General features: G+C 44.0%; 15 protein-coding genes and 1 pseudogene. 11 read left to right on the forward strand and 5 right to left on the reverse strand.

Annotated elements, in window-relative coordinates:
• Nucleotides 1-123: 123 nt before the first annotated feature.
• Nucleotides 124-1,506: a glycosyltransferase gene (locus NGAR_RS15370; RefSeq protein WP_148681597.1), complete on the reverse strand. Its 1,383-nt coding sequence runs from the start codon at nucleotides 1,504-1,506 to the stop codon at nucleotides 124-126.
• A 157-nt stretch (nucleotides 1,507-1,663) separates the two neighbouring features.
• Nucleotides 1,664-3,496, reverse strand: coding sequence for a sensor histidine kinase (locus NGAR_RS15375; protein ID WP_015020723.1), 1,833 nt, complete (start codon nucleotides 3,494-3,496; stop codon nucleotides 1,664-1,666).
• A gap of 151 nt (nucleotides 3,497-3,647) precedes the next feature.
• Between NGAR_RS15375 and NGAR_RS15380 the strand changes: the two genes are divergently transcribed.
• The 9 genes from NGAR_RS15380 (at nucleotide 3,648) to NGAR_RS15420 (ending at nucleotide 12,372) form a co-directional block, all read left to right on the forward strand.
• On the forward strand, nucleotides 3,648-4,226 hold the full coding sequence (locus tag NGAR_RS15380) for a hypothetical protein (RefSeq protein ID WP_015020724.1): 579 nt from the start codon (nucleotides 3,648-3,650) through the stop codon (nucleotides 4,224-4,226).
• Nucleotides 4,223-4,750, forward strand: coding sequence for a J domain-containing protein (locus NGAR_RS15385; RefSeq protein ID WP_015020725.1), 528 nt, complete (start codon nucleotides 4,223-4,225; stop codon nucleotides 4,748-4,750). The genes NGAR_RS15380 and NGAR_RS15385 overlap by 4 nt, the downstream gene beginning before the upstream one ends.
• 45 nt (nucleotides 4,751-4,795) lie before the next feature.
• Complete coding sequence (locus NGAR_RS15390; protein WP_187147558.1) at nucleotides 4,796-5,659, forward strand: alpha/beta fold hydrolase; 864 nt, start codon at nucleotides 4,796-4,798, stop codon at nucleotides 5,657-5,659.
• A 35-nt stretch (nucleotides 5,660-5,694) separates the two neighbouring features.
• Nucleotides 5,695-7,014 (forward strand): serine hydroxymethyltransferase, encoded by a 1,320-nt coding sequence (locus NGAR_RS15395; protein ID WP_015020727.1) that lies wholly within the window; start codon nucleotides 5,695-5,697, stop codon nucleotides 7,012-7,014.
• 286 nt (nucleotides 7,015-7,300) lie between these two features.
• Nucleotides 7,301-8,806, forward strand: a complete 1,506-nt coding sequence (locus NGAR_RS15400; protein ID WP_015020728.1) for a carboxypeptidase M32 — start codon at nucleotides 7,301-7,303, stop codon at nucleotides 8,804-8,806.
• Nucleotides 8,807-8,903: 97 nt separating this feature from the next.
• Nucleotides 8,904-9,341: a hypothetical protein gene (locus NGAR_RS15405; protein WP_148681598.1), complete on the forward strand. Its 438-nt coding sequence runs from the start codon at nucleotides 8,904-8,906 to the stop codon at nucleotides 9,339-9,341.
• Between the two features lie 306 nt (nucleotides 9,342-9,647).
• Complete coding sequence (locus tag NGAR_RS15410) at nucleotides 9,648-10,241, forward strand: winged helix-turn-helix domain-containing protein (protein WP_015020730.1); 594 nt, start codon at nucleotides 9,648-9,650, stop codon at nucleotides 10,239-10,241.
• A gap of 104 nt (nucleotides 10,242-10,345) precedes the next feature.
• Nucleotides 10,346-11,296, forward strand: a complete 951-nt coding sequence (locus NGAR_RS15415) for a S1C family serine protease (RefSeq protein WP_015020731.1) — start codon at nucleotides 10,346-10,348, stop codon at nucleotides 11,294-11,296.
• A 398-nt stretch (nucleotides 11,297-11,694) separates the two neighbouring features.
• On the forward strand, nucleotides 11,695-12,372 hold the full coding sequence (locus NGAR_RS15420) for a calcium-binding protein (protein WP_228369213.1): 678 nt from the start codon (nucleotides 11,695-11,697) through the stop codon (nucleotides 12,370-12,372).
• A 111-nt stretch (nucleotides 12,373-12,483) separates the two neighbouring features.
• On the opposite strand, the gene NGAR_RS15425 is transcribed toward NGAR_RS15420, so the two are convergent.
• Both NGAR_RS15425 and NGAR_RS15430 read right to left on the reverse strand, forming a co-directional pair.
• The gene (locus NGAR_RS15425) at nucleotides 12,484-12,939 is read right to left on the reverse strand and encodes an isoaspartyl peptidase/L-asparaginase (protein WP_015020733.1); all 456 of its coding nucleotides are present in this window, start codon (nucleotides 12,937-12,939) and stop codon (nucleotides 12,484-12,486) included.
• 126 nt (nucleotides 12,940-13,065) lie between these two features.
• Nucleotides 13,066-14,381 (reverse strand): annotated as a pseudogene (locus tag NGAR_RS15430) (MFS transporter).
• On the opposite strand from NGAR_RS15430, the gene NGAR_RS18585 reads away from it, so the two are divergent.
• Nucleotides 14,305-14,502: a hypothetical protein gene (locus tag NGAR_RS18585; protein ID WP_228369377.1), complete on the forward strand. Its 198-nt coding sequence runs from the start codon at nucleotides 14,305-14,307 to the stop codon at nucleotides 14,500-14,502. The pseudogene NGAR_RS15430 and the gene NGAR_RS18585 sit on opposite strands and share 77 nt — an antisense overlap.
• A 117-nt stretch (nucleotides 14,503-14,619) precedes the next feature.
• Here the strand turns inward: NGAR_RS18585 and NGAR_RS15440 are convergent, their stop codons facing one another.
• Entirely contained in the window at nucleotides 14,620-15,522 is a 903-nt protein-coding gene (locus NGAR_RS15440) for a sulfotransferase family protein (protein ID WP_015020736.1), read from the reverse strand.
• A 505-nt stretch (nucleotides 15,523-16,027) separates the two neighbouring features.
• On the opposite strand from NGAR_RS15440, the gene NGAR_RS15445 reads away from it, so the two are divergent.
• On the forward strand, nucleotides 16,028-16,525 hold the full coding sequence (locus tag NGAR_RS15445) for a metallophosphoesterase (protein WP_015020737.1): 498 nt from the start codon (nucleotides 16,028-16,030) through the stop codon (nucleotides 16,523-16,525).
• Nucleotides 16,526-17,586: the final 1,061 nt, after the last annotated feature.

A 17,586-nucleotide genomic window follows, 5' to 3' on the forward strand; every position in this document is an offset into this window, starting at 1 on the left:
TTACTAGAATTAGCAGAAATAAATATGAACAATGAATTTAGCGGCGAAACACAGTTCAAGGATGTACCAATGGCAAAAAGAGATAGATGATCAGCTTCTTTTAGGGACAATATATAGCAGAGTTTATACCGCAGAGTCAGAAATTGTATCTAGGATATTCCTCTGCGTTCGGTAGAATATTCCCCTCTTGCGCAAGAATCCATAAAATGAGCCTATGGCAAAAGCCGGCATCGTAAGGATATTCAATGCCAGCAATCCGGCAACATCTCTAATTCCATATTTTCTAATGCCAGCGCATGTTCGCGTTGCAATAAAGTTCGCAATAACAATAGATACTAGTAGTCCAGCTTGAATTGCAAAAGATATCACTAGTATCTGATTGTTCGCCACAATCAAGGTACTGCTATCTGCTAAGATTAGTGACAAAATCGCAGCATCAATCATAGCTAAAGCAAGTATGGAAATGAATTTTGCATATTGCAATCCAGTTAGAGCCAATTCAAATTTCTCTGTAAATGATAAACTTTTGCTTTTCAACACTTGATTTGCTTTTTTCTTAAATCCACGTGTATGCCCTTCACTCACTCTTAACCTCTGTTTGAAATAAGAGCCAAAATTCGTTGTAGCTTCGCAGTATGATACCAAAGATGCATCAAATACTACGCGGAGTTTTGGGAATAACTGTGGATTTTTGCAATTACAATGCAAATCTAGCGTCAGCTCCCAATCCTCGCAGAGATCAGTTGAGAACCTTGTAGCCTTCAGGATGTCTGTTCTTATCATGAACAAGCTGCCTGTGATCTGTACTGGAAGCTGCAGCTCATTCTTTGCAAGGAATTCAATAGCATTTCTTTGTGCAAGCCTAAAGTCAATTCCCCGAGCGACCCAGTTAGAGATTTCTTCTTGATGTATAGGATTACTTGTTGAGATAGGAAATCCTTGTATTGCAATCACTGAATCGTCCCATTGCCGGGCTTGCGAAAATCGAATTATGAATTGCTCGATGGTATCGGGAGCAAGAACGTTGTCCGCATCTATGACCAAAACATATGCTGATTTTGTATCTAGATGATCAAGAGCTAAATTAAGCGCGCCTCCCTTCCATCCGTTTCTATTCTTCCTACGTATAGTTTTTAGGTTTGGCAATTTTGCAGCTGTATCCGTAATAATGTCGTACGTATCATCCTCGGAATCATCAATAATTATTACTTCAAATCGTGATTTTGGGTATATCAGACCACAAATAGAGCGGATTAGCCGCCTGATGACTAAGGACTCGTTATGGGTTGGTACAAGTAAGGAGACAAATGGAAGGTTGCTATTGAAATGAGGAGTCTCAGCCTGATCGATAAATTTCTCGCGGTGTTTGATACGAGATTTGATGGAGAGTAGTTGGCCAGCTTTCTTGTTCGCAATATGGATAAACATGAACGAACGGATGAGGTAAACAAGCAAAAACAAAGAGACAAACAACGAAACCCATGCCAAGGTTTCAAGTAGTAACAACAGAAATCATGAGCACAGTTTTGTTTTATTGGATTTGACAAAAGTTTCTGGAAAGCGATTTAGTCAGTCTCATTAATATCAAAAAACGAATTAATCTACTGAGTTCTTCTTAGGTTTTAAAGTAACTATTCAATCTACCAATCTGAGTTCAGCCGTTTCAACTGGCAGCAATAGGTAGTGTAAATGTGAACGTTGCCCCTTTTCCGTTTTCATTATTCTCGGCCCTTATTGTGCCACCATGAGCCTCAACAATATTCTTTGTGAGAAAGAGCCCCAATCCTGTTCCCTTTTCTGACTTGGACGCAAACTTGGTAAACAGCTTTGGGAATACTTCTGGATCTATTCCGCTGCCAGTATCCTTTACCGTAATAATTGCATGGTCGTCTTTTGCTTCTGATGTAACGACAATGGAGCCACTTTCAGTGAACTTGACAGCATTTCCAACTATATTTGATATGGCTTGAGTGATTCTTTCCTCGTCTGCTTCAACGAGGATTGGCGAATTTTTCGGCTCAAACAATAGTTTCAGACCCTTCTTCTTGGTCTTGCCGTTTGAGTCCAAGGTGACGCGAACATCTGCAATGATATTTGTTATCCTTTCATTTATGTCCAGAATCTTCCTGTTCAGCTTTAGCGAATTGCTTTCAATCCGCGCAACTTCTAGAATAGTTGATGACAGCCTCTCAAGCCTTTTCGCATTTCTGACTATCAGGTCTAGCTCTGGCTTTGTTATCTCCACTCGATCTTTGTTTTCAAACCCAGCATCAATCAGCTCAGTAGCGCCCAATATTGGCTGTATCGGCGTTCGGAGCTCGTGCGCAGCGATGTTGATGAATTCTTTTTGCAGCCTGTCATTTGCCTTCAATTGTTCGTTTGCCTCTGCAAGTTGCCTGTTTGCATTTTCAAGTTCCTGTGTCCTCCTTTTCACCTCTTTGTTCAGGTTTCTGTTGAGCCACACTGCAAAGGCGACAAATAGCCCGACTGCTGTAGCTAGTGCAACCTGTTGCACAAATACCTGAGTGCGCTCCGCTGCCAAGATACTGTTGATATTTGAGTAGATCACAGAAGTAGGAGTGACTACAAACACCACATAGGCTAGCTTGTTCTGGACAAAAACCGGATGCCCTGATGTCAGGCGCTCGCCAGCCTCTATCGTATAGACTGTATGTGCAGGCTGGCCAGACAGCACCTGTCGCATCGCATTGTTAAGGTCTGCATTCTGCTGGGTAAACTGCTGGGTATATTCATCAAAAAAATTCTTGCCAATCAGATCGTGGTTACCGTGGACAAGATGGTTTGCATTTGTGTCAAGGACCGCCAGATACTGCGACTTGATCTGGTAAATGTTGCCATACCGTCCAAAAAGGTCTATGGTCGGTATTGCGACACCGACAAGGCCGACATATTCTTTTGTTTCTCTGTTTATGATAGGATGCACAATCGCTATCCTATATTTCCCGTCGATCCCCTGGAAGCCATCAGAGAAAACAGGCGCTCTGGTTGCATGTGCCTGCTGAACATAATCTCTTTCTGAAAAATCAGCGCCTTCAAGCGTCTGCTGTTCTGGTGAGTCGACGATATTTAGGACTGCAACATCGTCTTTATCAAAGACAAACAGGTAGTCAACGTATGATATTTCATTGGCTGTGTCGAAATACTTTTGGGCTAACTGACGGACTTCGGGAGATGTCAGATCTCCATTTTGCAGCAGCTCGATATTTGCCAAGGCTTCCAGCCTCATCAGTATAGAGTCCATATCTGATCCAATGTGCTGCGCAAGAGCTTTTGTAGTCTCTAGCTGGCGGTCCTTCTGCTGCTCAAACAGGCTCTGGCGTATGTTAGCCTCTGTATTATTATAAGTGACGTAGAGTATAGCAAATGCCAGTCCCGCCACCACAGCAACGCCAATAACGGCAGGAATAAGCCACCTTGAAGCGTTCTTTTCCAATCTTTTTTCCATGACTACGTCGTTCCAGGTACAGAGACTCAATCTAGCTCGTTATGTGCCTGCTTAAATGGTTGTATGGTGGAATATTCTATTTTGGGTATCCTTGAATGTTCTCATGAGGCTTGTCAAAATTTCTTTTTACATACATCACGCTATCTAGCTCTAGCCAGAGGATATCCTTTGCGCAGACATAATGCCATTTGGCCTCTGGAAGAAGAAGGCTCAGCCTACGGTAGTAGATAGGCAAAGGCAGGTAGACATAGGCTATGCCATCAAGAAGCTGGAGCAGGGTGATCTATCGCTCATCGAAGGTGCTACCGTTGACGGATCAGTTGTCTTGACAATGTACAACATTTCGCTAATGGAGCCCCGGACAGCGCGGGCGATGGAGGGCGGCATAAGGGGCAGGATAGCAAAGGGCCTGTACTTTTATGTCGCGCAGCCGCAGAGTCCCGAGCCGGCAGAAGAGCTGGTAGAAGTTGATAGGGGCACAATTACCATAACTGTCGAAGGTCTGGTGTTCGCCGGCAAGTCACGGCACATTGGGGTCGGCTTTGGCGCAATAGAGTCCATAAGCCACAGCCAGAACGGGATAACCATTGTTGCCAAGAACAATATGCAGAAGCTGCACTTTGAAGGTGCCGATAGAGTCGTAATGTCCCTGAAGGTGCAGGACAGGGTGTATAGCCAGCCGCTCACCGGCAAGCTGATGCGGCTGCTAGTTGAAGCAGTAATCAGGATCTCCTTTGGAGCAGATGATCGGTCGTCATGAACTATTATGCTGTGCTTGGGATCTCGCCAGACGCCACTGCCGATGAAGTGAGGCAGGCGTACTTTAGGCTGGCTAAGCTATATCACCCAGATAGGAACAAGTCGCCGGAAGCAACCGAAAAGATGGCCGAGATCAACTTGGCGTACGAGACCCTGCGCGACGAGCACAGGCGCAAAGAGTACGACCTTGAAAACAGGATCACGATAAACTCGAAAGAACGCTTTACTGTGCAGTACGAAGATGAAGAGGAGATAGGGCGCCAGCCGGGGCCGTTTGGCAAATGCGTAAGGTGCAACTTTGTTAACAATTCAGGCGTGTTTGTATGCTCGACGTGCGGCAACGTCTTTGACCCGCATGCAAAGCATGAAGATAAAGAACGCGATGAAGAATATGAAGAAAAGACTACGGAGGATGTCCTGTCCGAAATAATCCGGTGCCCCCAGTGCAATGAGGTCAACACGTACAGCCGTGGCTCGTGCTGGCAGTGCGGGCTGGTTTTTGGGATAGACGAAATAGCAGAATAATAATTAAGATAGATGTGCGGCACAAGAAAATGTGGTGCTGTGCACTTGAAGCAGGCCTTTGCAAAAGCAGGCGGCTTGAACATAAGATATCTTGAAGGCGGCAGCGATCCTGCAGATAGCAGCAGGAAGAAACGCCATCATGTTTTGTTTATCCACGGCCTTGGGTCTTCTGCAGACAGGTGGCTTGACATACCAGACGCACTGGCGTTGCTCGACTTACATACCGTTGCCTTGGATCTTCCAGGCTTTGGCATGAGCGACAAGCCTGAAGACATAGATTATACCATTGACAGGTTTGTGGAAGTGGTGGCAGATTTTATGGGCAAGGCAGGAATGGGAGAAGAGGGCCCTGTAAGCTTTGTGGGGCATTCCCTTGGAGGCTATGTAGCGGCTCAGCTGGCGGCAAGACACAGGAACCTTATCGACAGGCTTGTCCTGATTGACACGTCTGGGATGCTGCATGGGCCGACGCCCCTTCTGCAGCAATACCTCGAAGCAGCGATGAACCCTTCAAAAGAGTCTGTAAGGGCAGTGTTCGAACAACTCGTCGCAGACCCAATAAGGATACCAGATATTTTAGTTAACGGGTTTATCTATCGGATAAATCAGCCGGGCGCGAAGCATGCCTTCAAGTCGGCCTTTGATAACAGCGTTTACAATCAGATAGGAGTTGATGCACTGAAGCAGATAGGCGATAGCAAGGTTCCCACGTTGATAATATGGGGAATGCAGGACAGGCTGATCCCGCTTGAATACTCCAGGGTTTTTCAAGAATCAATAAGCGGCTCGAGCGTCGTAATAGTGGAGGATGCGGGTCACGCCCCGTTTGCTGAAAAGCCGGCAATAGTCTGCGAGTTGTTGCACAGGTTCTTGATTATAGATACGCAGGAAAAGAAAGCGATAACTTAAAAGAACCAATTCCCTCACCAAAGAAGCGAGATATCATGAGTGCCAAGAAGGCTTATGACGACGTCCTGAAGCTGATGCGCGAGCATCACGACTGGTTTGACAGGTCCATACCGCTCATTGCAAGCGAAAACATCCCAAGCCCGGCGGTGAGGGAGGCCATCATGTCTGACTTTGGCAACCGCTACGCGGAGGGGTGGCCCGGCGAGCGCGTTTATGCAGGCTGCATTTACATTGATCAGGTTGAATTGATATGCAATGACCTTGCGCGTAAAGTGTTCCGCGCAGAGTTTGCGGACTGTCGTGCGACCTCTGGTGTCGTAGCAAACCTTGCAATATATGCGGCATTTACAAATCCAGGGGACTGGATGATGGCGGCTTCAATACCGGCAGGTGGACACATTTCTCACGGCAAGAAGGAACATGCCGGTACCGCCGGCCTTGTGCATGGGTTGAACATAGAGCACTATCCATTTTCAAAAGAAGAGATGACAATTGATGTTGATGCGACCAAGAAAAAGATAGACGAGATGGTACGCGAAGGCAAGCCTCCCACCATGGGCATGTTCGGCGGCAGTCTGTTTCTGTTCCCACACCCGGTGAAAGAGCTTGCAGAATACATGCACCAGCATGGCATGTACGTCAACTATGACGGGGCTCATGTTGCTGGATTGATAGCTGGTGGCGAGTTCCAGGACCCATTGAGAGAGGGTGTTGACTCGATGACCATGAGCTCGCACAAGACTCTGTGGGGCCCGCAGGGTGGAATCATTGTGTCGCTTGAAAAGCATGCCGAAGCCATCAAAAAGGCAGTATTCCCTGGCAACACTAGCAGCCACCACCTGCACCATGTCGCAGGCAAGGCAATCGCACTTGCTGAATCACTTGAATTTGGCAAGCAGTATGCCAAGCAGGTCATCAAGAACGCAAAAGCCCTTGCAGAGGCGCTGGCTGGATATGGCTTTAGAGTTTTAGGAGAAAAGCGCGGCTATACTGCATCGCACCAGATTGCGGTTGATGTCATGAAGTTTGGCGATGGTGGCACAATTGAAAAACAGCTAGAGAAGGCGGGCATAATTCTGAACAGGCAGCTGCTGCCGGGTGATATCAAGGCTGGCAGGCACTATATGCACCCAAGTGGAGTGAGGATAGGCGTGCCAGAGACGACGCGCCTTGGCATGAAAGAGAGTGAGATGAAAGAGATTGCCAACTTTATCAAGCGCGTAGTTATAGACAAGCAGGACCCTGCAATTGTGGCCAAAGATGTTGCAGAGTTTAGAAAACAGTTCCAGAAGGTGCAGTATGCGTTTGATAACGCAGTCAAGGCGTACGAGTACATAAGCCTGACCGGAAGATAGAGATGCGATTGAACCTCCATCAGCTCTCAGAATAATATATCATATAGTTCGGAGTAACTAAATTCGGGTTCGAATCCCTCCGAACCCGCTTACACTCTGCATCTTGATACACTGTTTTTGAGGATCACTTTGCCAAGTGGAAGCGTGCCCACAAATCGCCAGCCGATACCCGTAACTTGACGGGAGATGAGTTTGATTTCACGAGGTGAATTGATACTGGCCTCCCTTGAAGTCACCAGAACTATTAATAGACTGATTCACTTCAATCCCTGAAAAGTGTGATGACATGAAATCTGAGAACCCTGTCATAAACCAGGTTCTTGATGCTTACAAACCTATATGGTCGATAAATCACGCCACTTCTCTATTGGGTTGGGACTTTGAGACTTACATGCCTAAGAAAGGCTCTGAAGAAAGAGGAGTGGCCTATTCTCAGCTTCATCTGCTGCATAAAGGGCTTTTGCTAAGCAAGAATTTTGTTGACCTTGTCGAATCAGCAAAGAAACAACAGGAGGGCCTAAACGACGTAGAGAAGGGCATTATACGGATACTTGATAGGGACATAACCAAGCAGCTAAAGATACCAAAAGAGCTTATTGAAGCCGAGTCTCTGGAAAGAATAAGGGGCAACATGGTCTGGAGGCAGGCAAGGGAAAAATCCGATTTCAAGATGTACGAGCCCCACCTCAAAAAGATGATAGAAATAAAGAAGCAAATCGCTGACAAGATAGGCTATGAAAAGCATCCGTATGACGTGCTTTTGGATCAATTCGAAGAGGAGCTTACAGTAGACGATTTGGATAAGGTATTTGGAGTGCTGACTCCGCAAATTCAGAAAATATTGAAAAAGCTCATGGATTCAGGCAGCCCATTTTGCAAGGAAAGCAATCTTGGAAAATCAAGGTATGACATTCAAAAGGTCGATGAACTCAATCGCAAAATTCTAGAACTCCTGCAATACGACATGGAACGTTTCAGAATCGATGTATCTACCCATCCATTTACAGAGGCCATGGGTCTCAATGACGTCAGAATAACAACTCGTTATGAATGGACTGACTTCAAAAGGTCCATATCTAGTACTATTCATGAAGCCGGTCATGCCTTGTATCACTTGCAGTGCGATCAATCATTATCCGTCACTCCCGTCGAAGGCGGATCTTCGCTAGGACTTCATGAATCCCAGTCAAGGTTTTGGGAGAACATTGTAGGCAGAAGCAGGCCATTTATTCAATTGATCGCACCTTTGATTAGAAAGCAAGTAAATTTCGCAAACCAGGCTACCGATGAGGAGCTGTACCTTTATTTCAACAATGTCAAGCCTGATTATATACGAGTCGACGCCGATGAAGTTACCTACAATCTCCATATAGCAATAAGGTACGAGATAGAGAAGAAGATATTTGGAGATGAGCTAGACGTCTCTGAAATTCCTCAGTTTTGGAACGATAGAATGGAACAATTGCTTGGAGTGAGACCAACCGAAGATTCGCAGGGTGTGCTTCAAGATACTCATTGGAGTAGTGGCCTCTTTGGGTATTTTCCTACTTACACTTTAGGAAACTTGGTTTCAGCAATAATTGCTTCAAAGATGCGCAAAGACCTGAAGGATTATGAGGAAAACATCAGCAAGGGCGATTTCAAGTCCATCAGAGAATGGTTAAGACTAAAAATACACCAACACGGATCTGTTTATGCGCCCAAGGTGCTTCTTAAGAATATCTTAAATGAAGAAGGATATAATCCAGATTACTTCGTGACCTACATAGAGACCAAGTACCTTGTGTCTTGATAGCTGTAAAGGATAAATTAGAAAAGCGCCCGTGAAATTAGCGCTGTACTTCTTAGTAGATACCCTTATGAGCTGATTACGTTAGTCTGTAGTCTTGTTGGATATACCTACCAATGTACTAAATGAATACCTAATCCCAAAGGATTATGTCAAACCTGATGTCCGGGTTGGAAACTACTTTCTGGAATGGAATACTTCCTCATATGGAATACCACAAAAGGAGGTTTCAAACCTTAGACGATTTATTGCAGATTTGGCTCCATTTCTGTCAACCTTCATCTTCGAGGCTGCTCTTGGAATTCCAAGAAGCATCAGAGAAAAAGCAAGTAGCAAGGAAGCTCACAATTTCGAGGAAGCTTTTTCGCCACGATTAATGATTGCTCGCAAGATTCGTAATTCCGAGTATGTACTACAGATGACAGCTGATGGCGCCGCAACACTTAGCCGAAGTGAGACTATTGCAGGCGATGGCAAGCAGGCCGATCTTGCCTTGAATTGGAATTTGGGACAGATACTCTTTGATAGGCAGCGATAACAACGACAGCAGCATCACCAAGTAGGTATCCACAAACAATTATTGACATCTCGTACGACATGTGTAGCTATAGCGCAGGAATAACTTAAAAGCAGAATAGCAAACCCACCGTAAAGTACTATTCTAAATTCGACTGAAAGCATGTGTGATAAGGCGGGATAATTGACCACCAACCAAAAATTGAACACTACCCATTTGGACATTGTTATTAATCCACCAGCAGCTATAACAGTTCCCTTTTGTGACCAAGTTATGGGAGCATTGGTCAATAAATCCTAGTATGCTCATATTCTCTATTACATTCAATTGGCTGGATTTTCAAACCAATTCTCCAAAAAGGAAGCAAGTATACTGCAATTAATTATTGAAGAAAATCTTTCAAATTTTATTTTTGATGGGATCAAGAGGAAAATCGGAATGCATCAAGAGACTCTATCGAGGGCCCTTGATGAGCTAGAACGTGCAGGTGTAATAGCCAAGACGAATCAAGGATACCGCGTCGCTGATAATATAAGAGAAGAGCATCATTTTGCAACCCCACTAAGCTATAATCCATCATCCTCTGTATATGTTGCTGTTCCATTGATCCAGACTATCCTTCCAGAGGATGTAGATTCGCAATCTATTCTTTCAGGCCTTCAAGGAAAATGGTTTGGAATGCTGCGCTGGTTTGGATCTTCAGAGACAGAAAGCAGCATAACTCTTAAGTGGCTGACAGTGGATGGCAAAGTACAGATTGATGCCCTTTTTTCAGATTCATCGCTAATTATAGAAGGCAAGCTGCTACAAAACAAAAACAATAATAAAAATAAAGATTTGAGCAATGCCGTCAGGGCATCGCATCAACTAATGGAGCAGATCATCAAACTCTACTCAAAACAAAATAATGCAATTGTTTAGCGCAATATGTAATTGTTGAACATCTATTGATTGACTGAGTTACTAATTTTGCTAGTCAACAAATAATGCAACATCCATAGATAGTACATACAGGTGAAACATGATTGAGCAAAAACAATGAATCTCCTTCAAGCACGCTAACGTCGCTGTCTGATGCAATAATAAGTGTTGCAGAAAAGGTCTCGCCGTCAGTGGTGGGAGTGCAAACGGGACGGATGTTTGGAGGCGGCTCTGGCGTTATTTGGAGCAATGATGGCTACATCGTTACATGCTATCATGTCGTCAAGGGTTTCAAAGAAGTTCAGGTAAGCTCTCAGGAGCTTGGAAGTGCCATGCATGCAGACGTGGTCGGCAAGGACCCTTACTCTGATATTGCAATATTGAAAATCAGCAATGCAAAGAACAACGGCAAGACATTGCAACCAATTGAAATTTCTGATAGTGAAGATCTAAAAGCAGGTCAAATGATACTTGCTCTTGCCAATCCTTTTGGAGAGCAGGCAAGCATAACAAAAGGAATCATCACATCATCGAGAAGCTCTGTGAGAGGACGGTGGCGAAGGACAATGATGAACAACGTGGTCATAACAGATGCCCGGCTGAATCCGGGTTACTCTGGAGGACCATTGGTAGACGCAAGTGGCAAGATGATAGGTTTGAACGCCTTTTACATATCTTCCAGAGGCATTGCAATCAGGACAAGCAAAGTCAAAGGGATTGTAGAAAACCTGAAGAGTTACGGGAGGGTCAGGCGCGCATATTTGGGGATTACCTCATACTCCATCTCCATTCCAGAAGAGGTAGCAAAGCAGGCAGGAATAAACCAAGATTCCGGGCTGATGGTTGTTTCAGTCGAACCTAATTCTCCTGCAAAGAAGGCCGGCCTACTGATAGGTGATGTGGTATTGAGCCTTGACGGAAAACAAGTTGAGAGTTTACATGACATAGAGCAGTTGCTGACGCAAGAGCTGATTGGCAAAGCTGTAAAGTTGGTTGTTCTTAGATCTGAAAAATTAACGGAACTAACAATAGTTCCTGATGATGCCTCCCATTGAAGAGAGAAGAAGCTAGCTAGCCAATTAATCAATAATGTGTACACACATCTTCAGCATAAGGAATCGGAAAATTTAGATGAGTTCGGCTCACCCGACAGATAGAAAATCCAAGCAGGATTCTTGAAAACAAGGTGTGATAGACGTGAGGGGCAACCTACTGCTGATGTCTAAGACCGGCATGGTTCAAGAGAGTAGAGAACATAGCAATTGGGCGTTCAATCTTCGTCTTGTGTCGTGGTTTAAGAATGAAGTACCTTGTTCTGCCATTTTCCACGTTAGTCCGTCTCCAAATCTCGTAAATATTCAAGAATTGTGTTTGGATCATGATACACGCAAAAGACCTTTACCGGAACAGATCACGGTTCATCGTACCGGTTCTGCTAGGTGTGGTGCTCGCAATGCCGTCAACGATTGCAGCCGTCTCGGCAGCGGACCTGACCGGCACAAACAGAAGCGACATGATCTATGGGACAGGTGAGGATGATACCATCCATGGCTTAGGAGGCAGAGACATAATTTCAGCCGGTGCTGGCAACGACAAAGCATATGGCGGCTCTGGTGCCGACAAGATATACGGATACAGGGGCGACGACTTGCTTGACGGCGGAGAAGGGAATGACTACATCCAAGACTCTTATGGATACAACACCGTGTACGGGCGCGGCGGCGCAGACACAATAAACATACTATTTGTGGAGGACACTGGCGATCAGTTTGGCAGCGTTGGCGGCACCATCCATGGCGGCTCTGGGCCAGATACTATAAGCTGCGAAGGCTACTCGTGCGCCATATACGGCGAGGGCGACAACGACAAGATATACTTGCAGCCGCACGACGTAGAAAACGTTGCATATGGCGGCATTGACAATGACTATATCAAAGGCATAGGGCAGGCAGGAGCGCTGTACGGAGAGGATGGAGACGATACTCTTGTGGGCGGCGCAGAGCATCATGGCGGCGCAGGCGCTGACAGGTTTGTCTGCGATCAATACACCGAAATCTTTGACTACAATCCGGCAGAGGGCGACGTTATAGAAAACGAGTCGCTTTGTGGAGGTGTAACAATGTCCTCCTAGTAGATCCTTTTTTGTCACAGACTACACACACGCCCCCTGCATTAATTCCCCAAGAAACAACCAACAATATCGAGGCAGTCGCCGGCTTCATAGCCTTGGCCTGCGACCAGTTTATTCCCGCAAAAGATGAAAATCAATAATAAAGAGGAAGGGTTCAACAGGTGCAACTGTGATATTGAAGAGCTTTGCAAGTTCTAAAGGGCCATCAGACACGAACATTGTGTGATCCGTCCTTTCCATCACCTGCCGCGCTAGTTTCACAGGATTCTGCATGTGCTGCACCATGCCGACGGACCCAGCTGCAAGGTCCTTTCCGTTCATTATTGATGCATTCATTTCAATTCTCTTGTCCAAGATCAGGCAGGAGTCAATGCCAACGTTGAAAAGACCTGAATCCTCCATGCTTGCAACAGCTGATTCAACTGCGTTAACAGCTGCTGCATCACCATCTGATTTCTCTAAAATATCATATCCTGTGCTAACGGAGTTTTCGAGGGCTTTTGAGATATCTTGGGCATGTTTTGAAGATTTTCTTATTTTACCTGTTCCCGCTCCGCCATGAATCATGATACCAAAGCTAACGGGCATAGCATATGTCTTGATTCATATTATTTTTCGAGAAATATGAGTTATACCTTAATGTCTTTTTCTTTCTTTATTATTTGTTGCATATATCCCTGTCCTCTACATTTTTTATTTTGCCACTTTTTGCAACGGGATGAACACAAACAATGCAACCAATATTGCTGACAAGAGCCAAGCACCCGGATATCCTGCCCAAGATTTAACTGTAAACGAGAACACAAGTGGCATCCACAGTATGCCAAGGAGAGACAGACCATTTATCCAAGCGATGTTTAGTGCACTGTAATCTGGCATCTTGTCCTTAGACTTATCGTGTTTTTCTTCTTCTCCCCTTCTAGGTTCCAATTCTGGGCTGTTGTCATCGTTTCTATCTTTTTGTTCATGTACGTCACTACCGGTTGTTGATGATATTATGATCCTCATCCTACGCGCTATGGCATATGCAAGAGTAAACGCACCACCAGAAAAGAATCCAATCGAAATGACCGAGATGATTATGACTGGCATAATTTGGGAAGACATTGCCGCAAAAGATATGCTTATACCGGCTCCGCAAATCACTAGAATCTTTCTTGCATTCTTGACTGCCCTATCATAGAAGCCGCCAATCAATGGCGCTGATATGATGGCAGATATCAGCGCCATGCTTGCAATCACTCCTGCGCCTTCAAGCGAAATATTGAGGCTCTGTAGGTAAACTACGATGAATGTAAGCAGCAAGGCCCAAGAGGCTTGAACGCCTATCAGGACAAGGCCAAGCGCAATTAATAGAGTGTTCGATAATATTCGCCAAATATCTGAAGTGTCTAATCCTCTGCTGGTGCCTTCCTGTGCTTGTTTATTGGCCGAAGGAGAAGAAGATTTTTCCTCCTTCTCCTCTCTGCGTTCATCATCAAGAGCTCCCCCATCATGGGTTATTGATGATGATCCTTTAAGCCGCCGCCCTGCCTCATGAGAAGTAGGAACAGCCACAAACATCAGGATGGCTGTCACGATGCCGATTGCACCGCTCAGTATAAGGCTTGGCCTCCAGCCAACTATCTGGGCGATAACAATCCAAGCAAATATCCCGATAATTCCGCCGAGTGTGCAGAATTCATAAGACCAATTGAAAAGCCAGAAAATTTCGCGCTTGCATATCTAGCTATGAGCACAATGCCTGAGCTGAAAAAGAATGCCATGCCTGCGCCCACTATAAAGCGCAGCCAGACAAGCTGAGATGCCTCTGATGAAAACCCATAGAGCAGAGCTGCAATAGATGATAGTGCTATTCCAAATATGGCTGAACTCCTAGGAGTAAATTTGGCTGCAAATATGCCTGCAGGGATTTGAAATATCCCAACTCCGATGAAAAATGCTGCAGATATGGAACCCAGCAGAGCAATATCATCATTCTCAAAATCAAGTGCGATAAGCGGAAATATTGCAGCAACATTGAACCAGTTTACGGCATGGAAGATCCTGGCAATAATGATAGAAAGTGATGCCGCAACATCTTTGGAAAGAAAGCGATTAGCAGTATTATCTCTGTTTTTCATTTTTTAGTAGTTATCTAATTTCTTGTATCCCAAGATTATTAGCAGTATTAAATATAAAATACACGAAATAGCCCGTTATTCCAGATCAGAACAACTAGCGAGCTGGATATATAATATTTCACGATTAGACCAAGGATACTGTATTGTCATAACCAAGGTTCCTTCTCATGTCAATTGTGGATTCGTCCATCTCTACAAGTTGGTCCTTGGTCGCTTTCTGTATCCATTTCTTGTTCATATCTTTGATAGGTGGCATCCTGTCCTCAAATTCACTATACCAGTCCAATTCGCAAAAATCTAGAATTCTTTTAAGCTCGTTGTATGGTTCTGCGATAAGGTTTTCATAACGGACTTCGTAGTACCTGTCTCGTCCAAATGCGCTTGCTTCCCTCGCTTTTCTGACATATTCTGCCCAAGCTAGGCCGTAATTATAAAGCTCGGAACGATTTGACTGATACTTTTCACCTAAAATATCTTTAAAACCAACAAGCAGGATAGGACTAGTCGCGCCTCCATCTTTTTTGTTTAATATTGAAAATGCTACTGCTCTGCCATCTCGTATTATATGCACGAACTTTGCATCTGGAAATATTGCATTGAGTAGTCTAACTCGAAAACTGTTTTGTAGATTCTTGTTCACAAATCGTGGACGGCCCCAAAGACTCTGAACCTGAAGCACTTTTTTTCTAAAATAGGTAGCCATTTCTTCGGAATAGTCTTGTTCTGTCATGTAGTTATAATATCCAAAATACATCATCCAGAAGGCATCTGCCTCGTTTGGAAGATTAGAATCCCGGTCACGGTGGATAAGATTTTGTAACATAAATAACGCTTTTCTCCGGTCGCCTAGGAATCTTCCAGTCCTGCGTAGTCCTGCACGGAACATGTTATGACTGATGTATGCAGCATCTCGGTGTAAACACAGGATTTGGTAAAGTAAGCTAGTGCCAGAACCGGGCGACCCAATAATTAGGATGGGTTTTACAGGGCTATGACCCAACTGGGGATGGTTGGATGTTGTCGTCATATAATCATGGTGCACCTTTTTTACATAATTGTTGTTGACCGTCCTCTATACCCAAGTGCATAGAGTATTTTTGCAGTGTCATAATGGGATACAAACGGTAACAACCAACAGGAGGCATAAACAATATGAAAAATAAACGCGTCCTCTCCGCTAGAATTCTGACATGAGTGTGCATTGGCTTACTATCGTATAACTGTAACAGCGATAAAATATGTGGATTAAGTAGATTGTATCAGGAAATATATCCCTGTCCTTTGGAATACAAAAAATATTGATAAAATCATCGCGATAATGATTATTCAAGCTATAGCCCTGCTCTGACAATATCCTAATATTTGGTCATTCTAGGTACATAGGCTTAGTTTAGCTCAGTTCCACTACACCATCAAAGGTAAGAAATTAAGAATACAATCAGTCGAAAAGAAGTATAGTGAGTGTCTGTCTCTAGTTGTATCATTATTCGTTAGCAACATGTGCTCTCAGTATCTTTTAGGATAAGAAGAAAATGAAGATTGGATTAATTTCTGACACCCACGATAACATCAGAAACATAGAAATTGCGACAGAGATATTTGCTGAAAGAAAGGTCGACCTCATTATCCATGCAGGCGACATAACAACTCCTGAAGCTGTCGAAGCATTCTCTGACAGTATTAGAGTAATAGGAGTTTTGGGAAACAACGATGTTGATATAAAAGGTCTGACTAATGCTTTTCAAAAAATAAAAGGCGAACTAAGGGGCGATTTTTGTGAAATTGAACAAGACGGTTTACTCATTGCTGTCTATCATGGAACCGAGTTCAAAAGGCGAGAATCCATAATTCAATCAGGCAAATACGATGTTGTAGTTTATGGACATACGCACAAGACAGAGAATAATATAGTGGGTAACAAGACGATGGTTATCAATCCGGGAACTGCTAACGGCTGGTTTTTTGGTTACAGGGCAACCGCTGCGATACTGGATACAATAACCAAGGAGTGCGAGTTTGTAGATTTATAAGAGTTAATGGGGGTTCAGGAGGATTTAAGGAAAGTAGGAAAAAATGGCTTCAGTAGCTCTCCTGGGCTTTATGCCTGCCTCTACTCTCTCCCTCTTCTTGTCTAGTCACCTTTACATTGGTGGTAATGCCAAGGCCAAACTATTAGAAAACTTTGGAGCATAGATAACTGAATCATGATTTCGAAGCAGCTCTTGCATCCATTCCTTATCAAGGCTTTCCAAAATATTATCAACATAGTATATGGACACATACATGTTACATTATAACTTTCAAATCGTTTCCTACCTTCCTGTTCGAGTTGTAGTTGCATGGCCAAAGCCCTTCCTCTTGCTTTAATCAGGTTCGCCTCTGAAGCCACAATCCCAAAGAGTTTATCAACATCAATTTCATTATTCATCATTTGAGCTTATAGTATGTCACTTTCAGAAGCCTGATCTCTTGGACGGTCGCTATGAGCTAGACACACGCAAGTTTCTCCTCTTTGTAATCAGCTTTTTAAGTATCGCATCTCGATTTGTCTTGCCGATTCTATCTCTTCATATGTGCCTACACGAAGAAGAATTATCAAAACCAATACTATTGTCAATAAAATCATTGACCTGATTGAAACTTAGCGGGGCACTACTTTCTGCATCTAAATATTCAGTAGCAATTTCTTTGATGGCTGCAGTCGGTTTTGACATTGGTGTAATACCGATGGTATAATGATAATGATAATAATTTAGGTCATCCAAGGTTTATGAAATATCTCATGAGCATTATAAGAACTTGTATATCATGACACAGAAGCAATTTTTACTGATGAGACAATACATAAATAACAACAGGCAATCAATACGCCTGCTTTGGCAATAACTACTACAGCAATTATTCAGCCATAGCGGCAAAGGCTTTTTGTTCTGAGAGGCATTATTGGTCACACGAACGAGCTCATGCTTTAGAGCCTCTTTACAATGACCAAGCCACTCTAAATTCAACAGCCAATATTTTTTGCTTCTAGAGCGAGCCGCTATTGCAGCTCTAGCATATTTTGTCTTAAAGCTAAGGATGACTTGCTCTA

The organism is Candidatus Nitrososphaera gargensis Ga9.2 (assembly GCF_000303155.1).
GTDB classification, from domain to species: Archaea; Thermoproteota; Nitrososphaeria; order Nitrososphaerales; family Nitrososphaeraceae; genus Nitrososphaera; species Nitrososphaera gargensis.

Excerpts from the sequence above, each read along its gene's own strand:
- NGAR_RS15380 (WP_015020724.1), top strand. The coding sequence starts at position 3,648 with ATGCCATTTGGCCTCTGGAAGAAGAAGGCTCAGCCTACGGTAGTAGAT.
- NGAR_RS15385 (WP_015020725.1), top strand. The coding sequence starts at position 4,223 with ATGAACTATTATGCTGTGCTTGGGATCTCGCCAGACGCCACTGCCGAT.
- NGAR_RS15395 (WP_015020727.1), top strand. The coding sequence starts at position 5,695 with ATGAGTGCCAAGAAGGCTTATGACGACGTCCTGAAGCTGATGCGCGAG.
- NGAR_RS15400 (WP_015020728.1), top strand. The coding sequence starts at position 7,301 with ATGAAATCTGAGAACCCTGTCATAAACCAGGTTCTTGATGCTTACAAA.
- NGAR_RS15420 (WP_228369213.1), top strand. The coding sequence starts at position 11,695 with ATGCCGTCAACGATTGCAGCCGTCTCGGCAGCGGACCTGACCGGCACA.
- NGAR_RS15425 (WP_015020733.1), bottom strand. The coding sequence starts at position 12,939 with ATGATTCATGGCGGAGCGGGAACAGGTAAAATAAGAAAATCTTCAAAA.
- NGAR_RS18585 (WP_228369377.1), top strand. The coding sequence starts at position 14,305 with ATGAAAAATGCTGCAGATATGGAACCCAGCAGAGCAATATCATCATTC.
- NGAR_RS15440 (WP_015020736.1), bottom strand. The coding sequence starts at position 15,522 with ATGACGACAACATCCAACCATCCCCAGTTGGGTCATAGCCCTGTAAAA.
- NGAR_RS15445 (WP_015020737.1), top strand. The coding sequence starts at position 16,028 with ATGAAGATTGGATTAATTTCTGACACCCACGATAACATCAGAAACATA.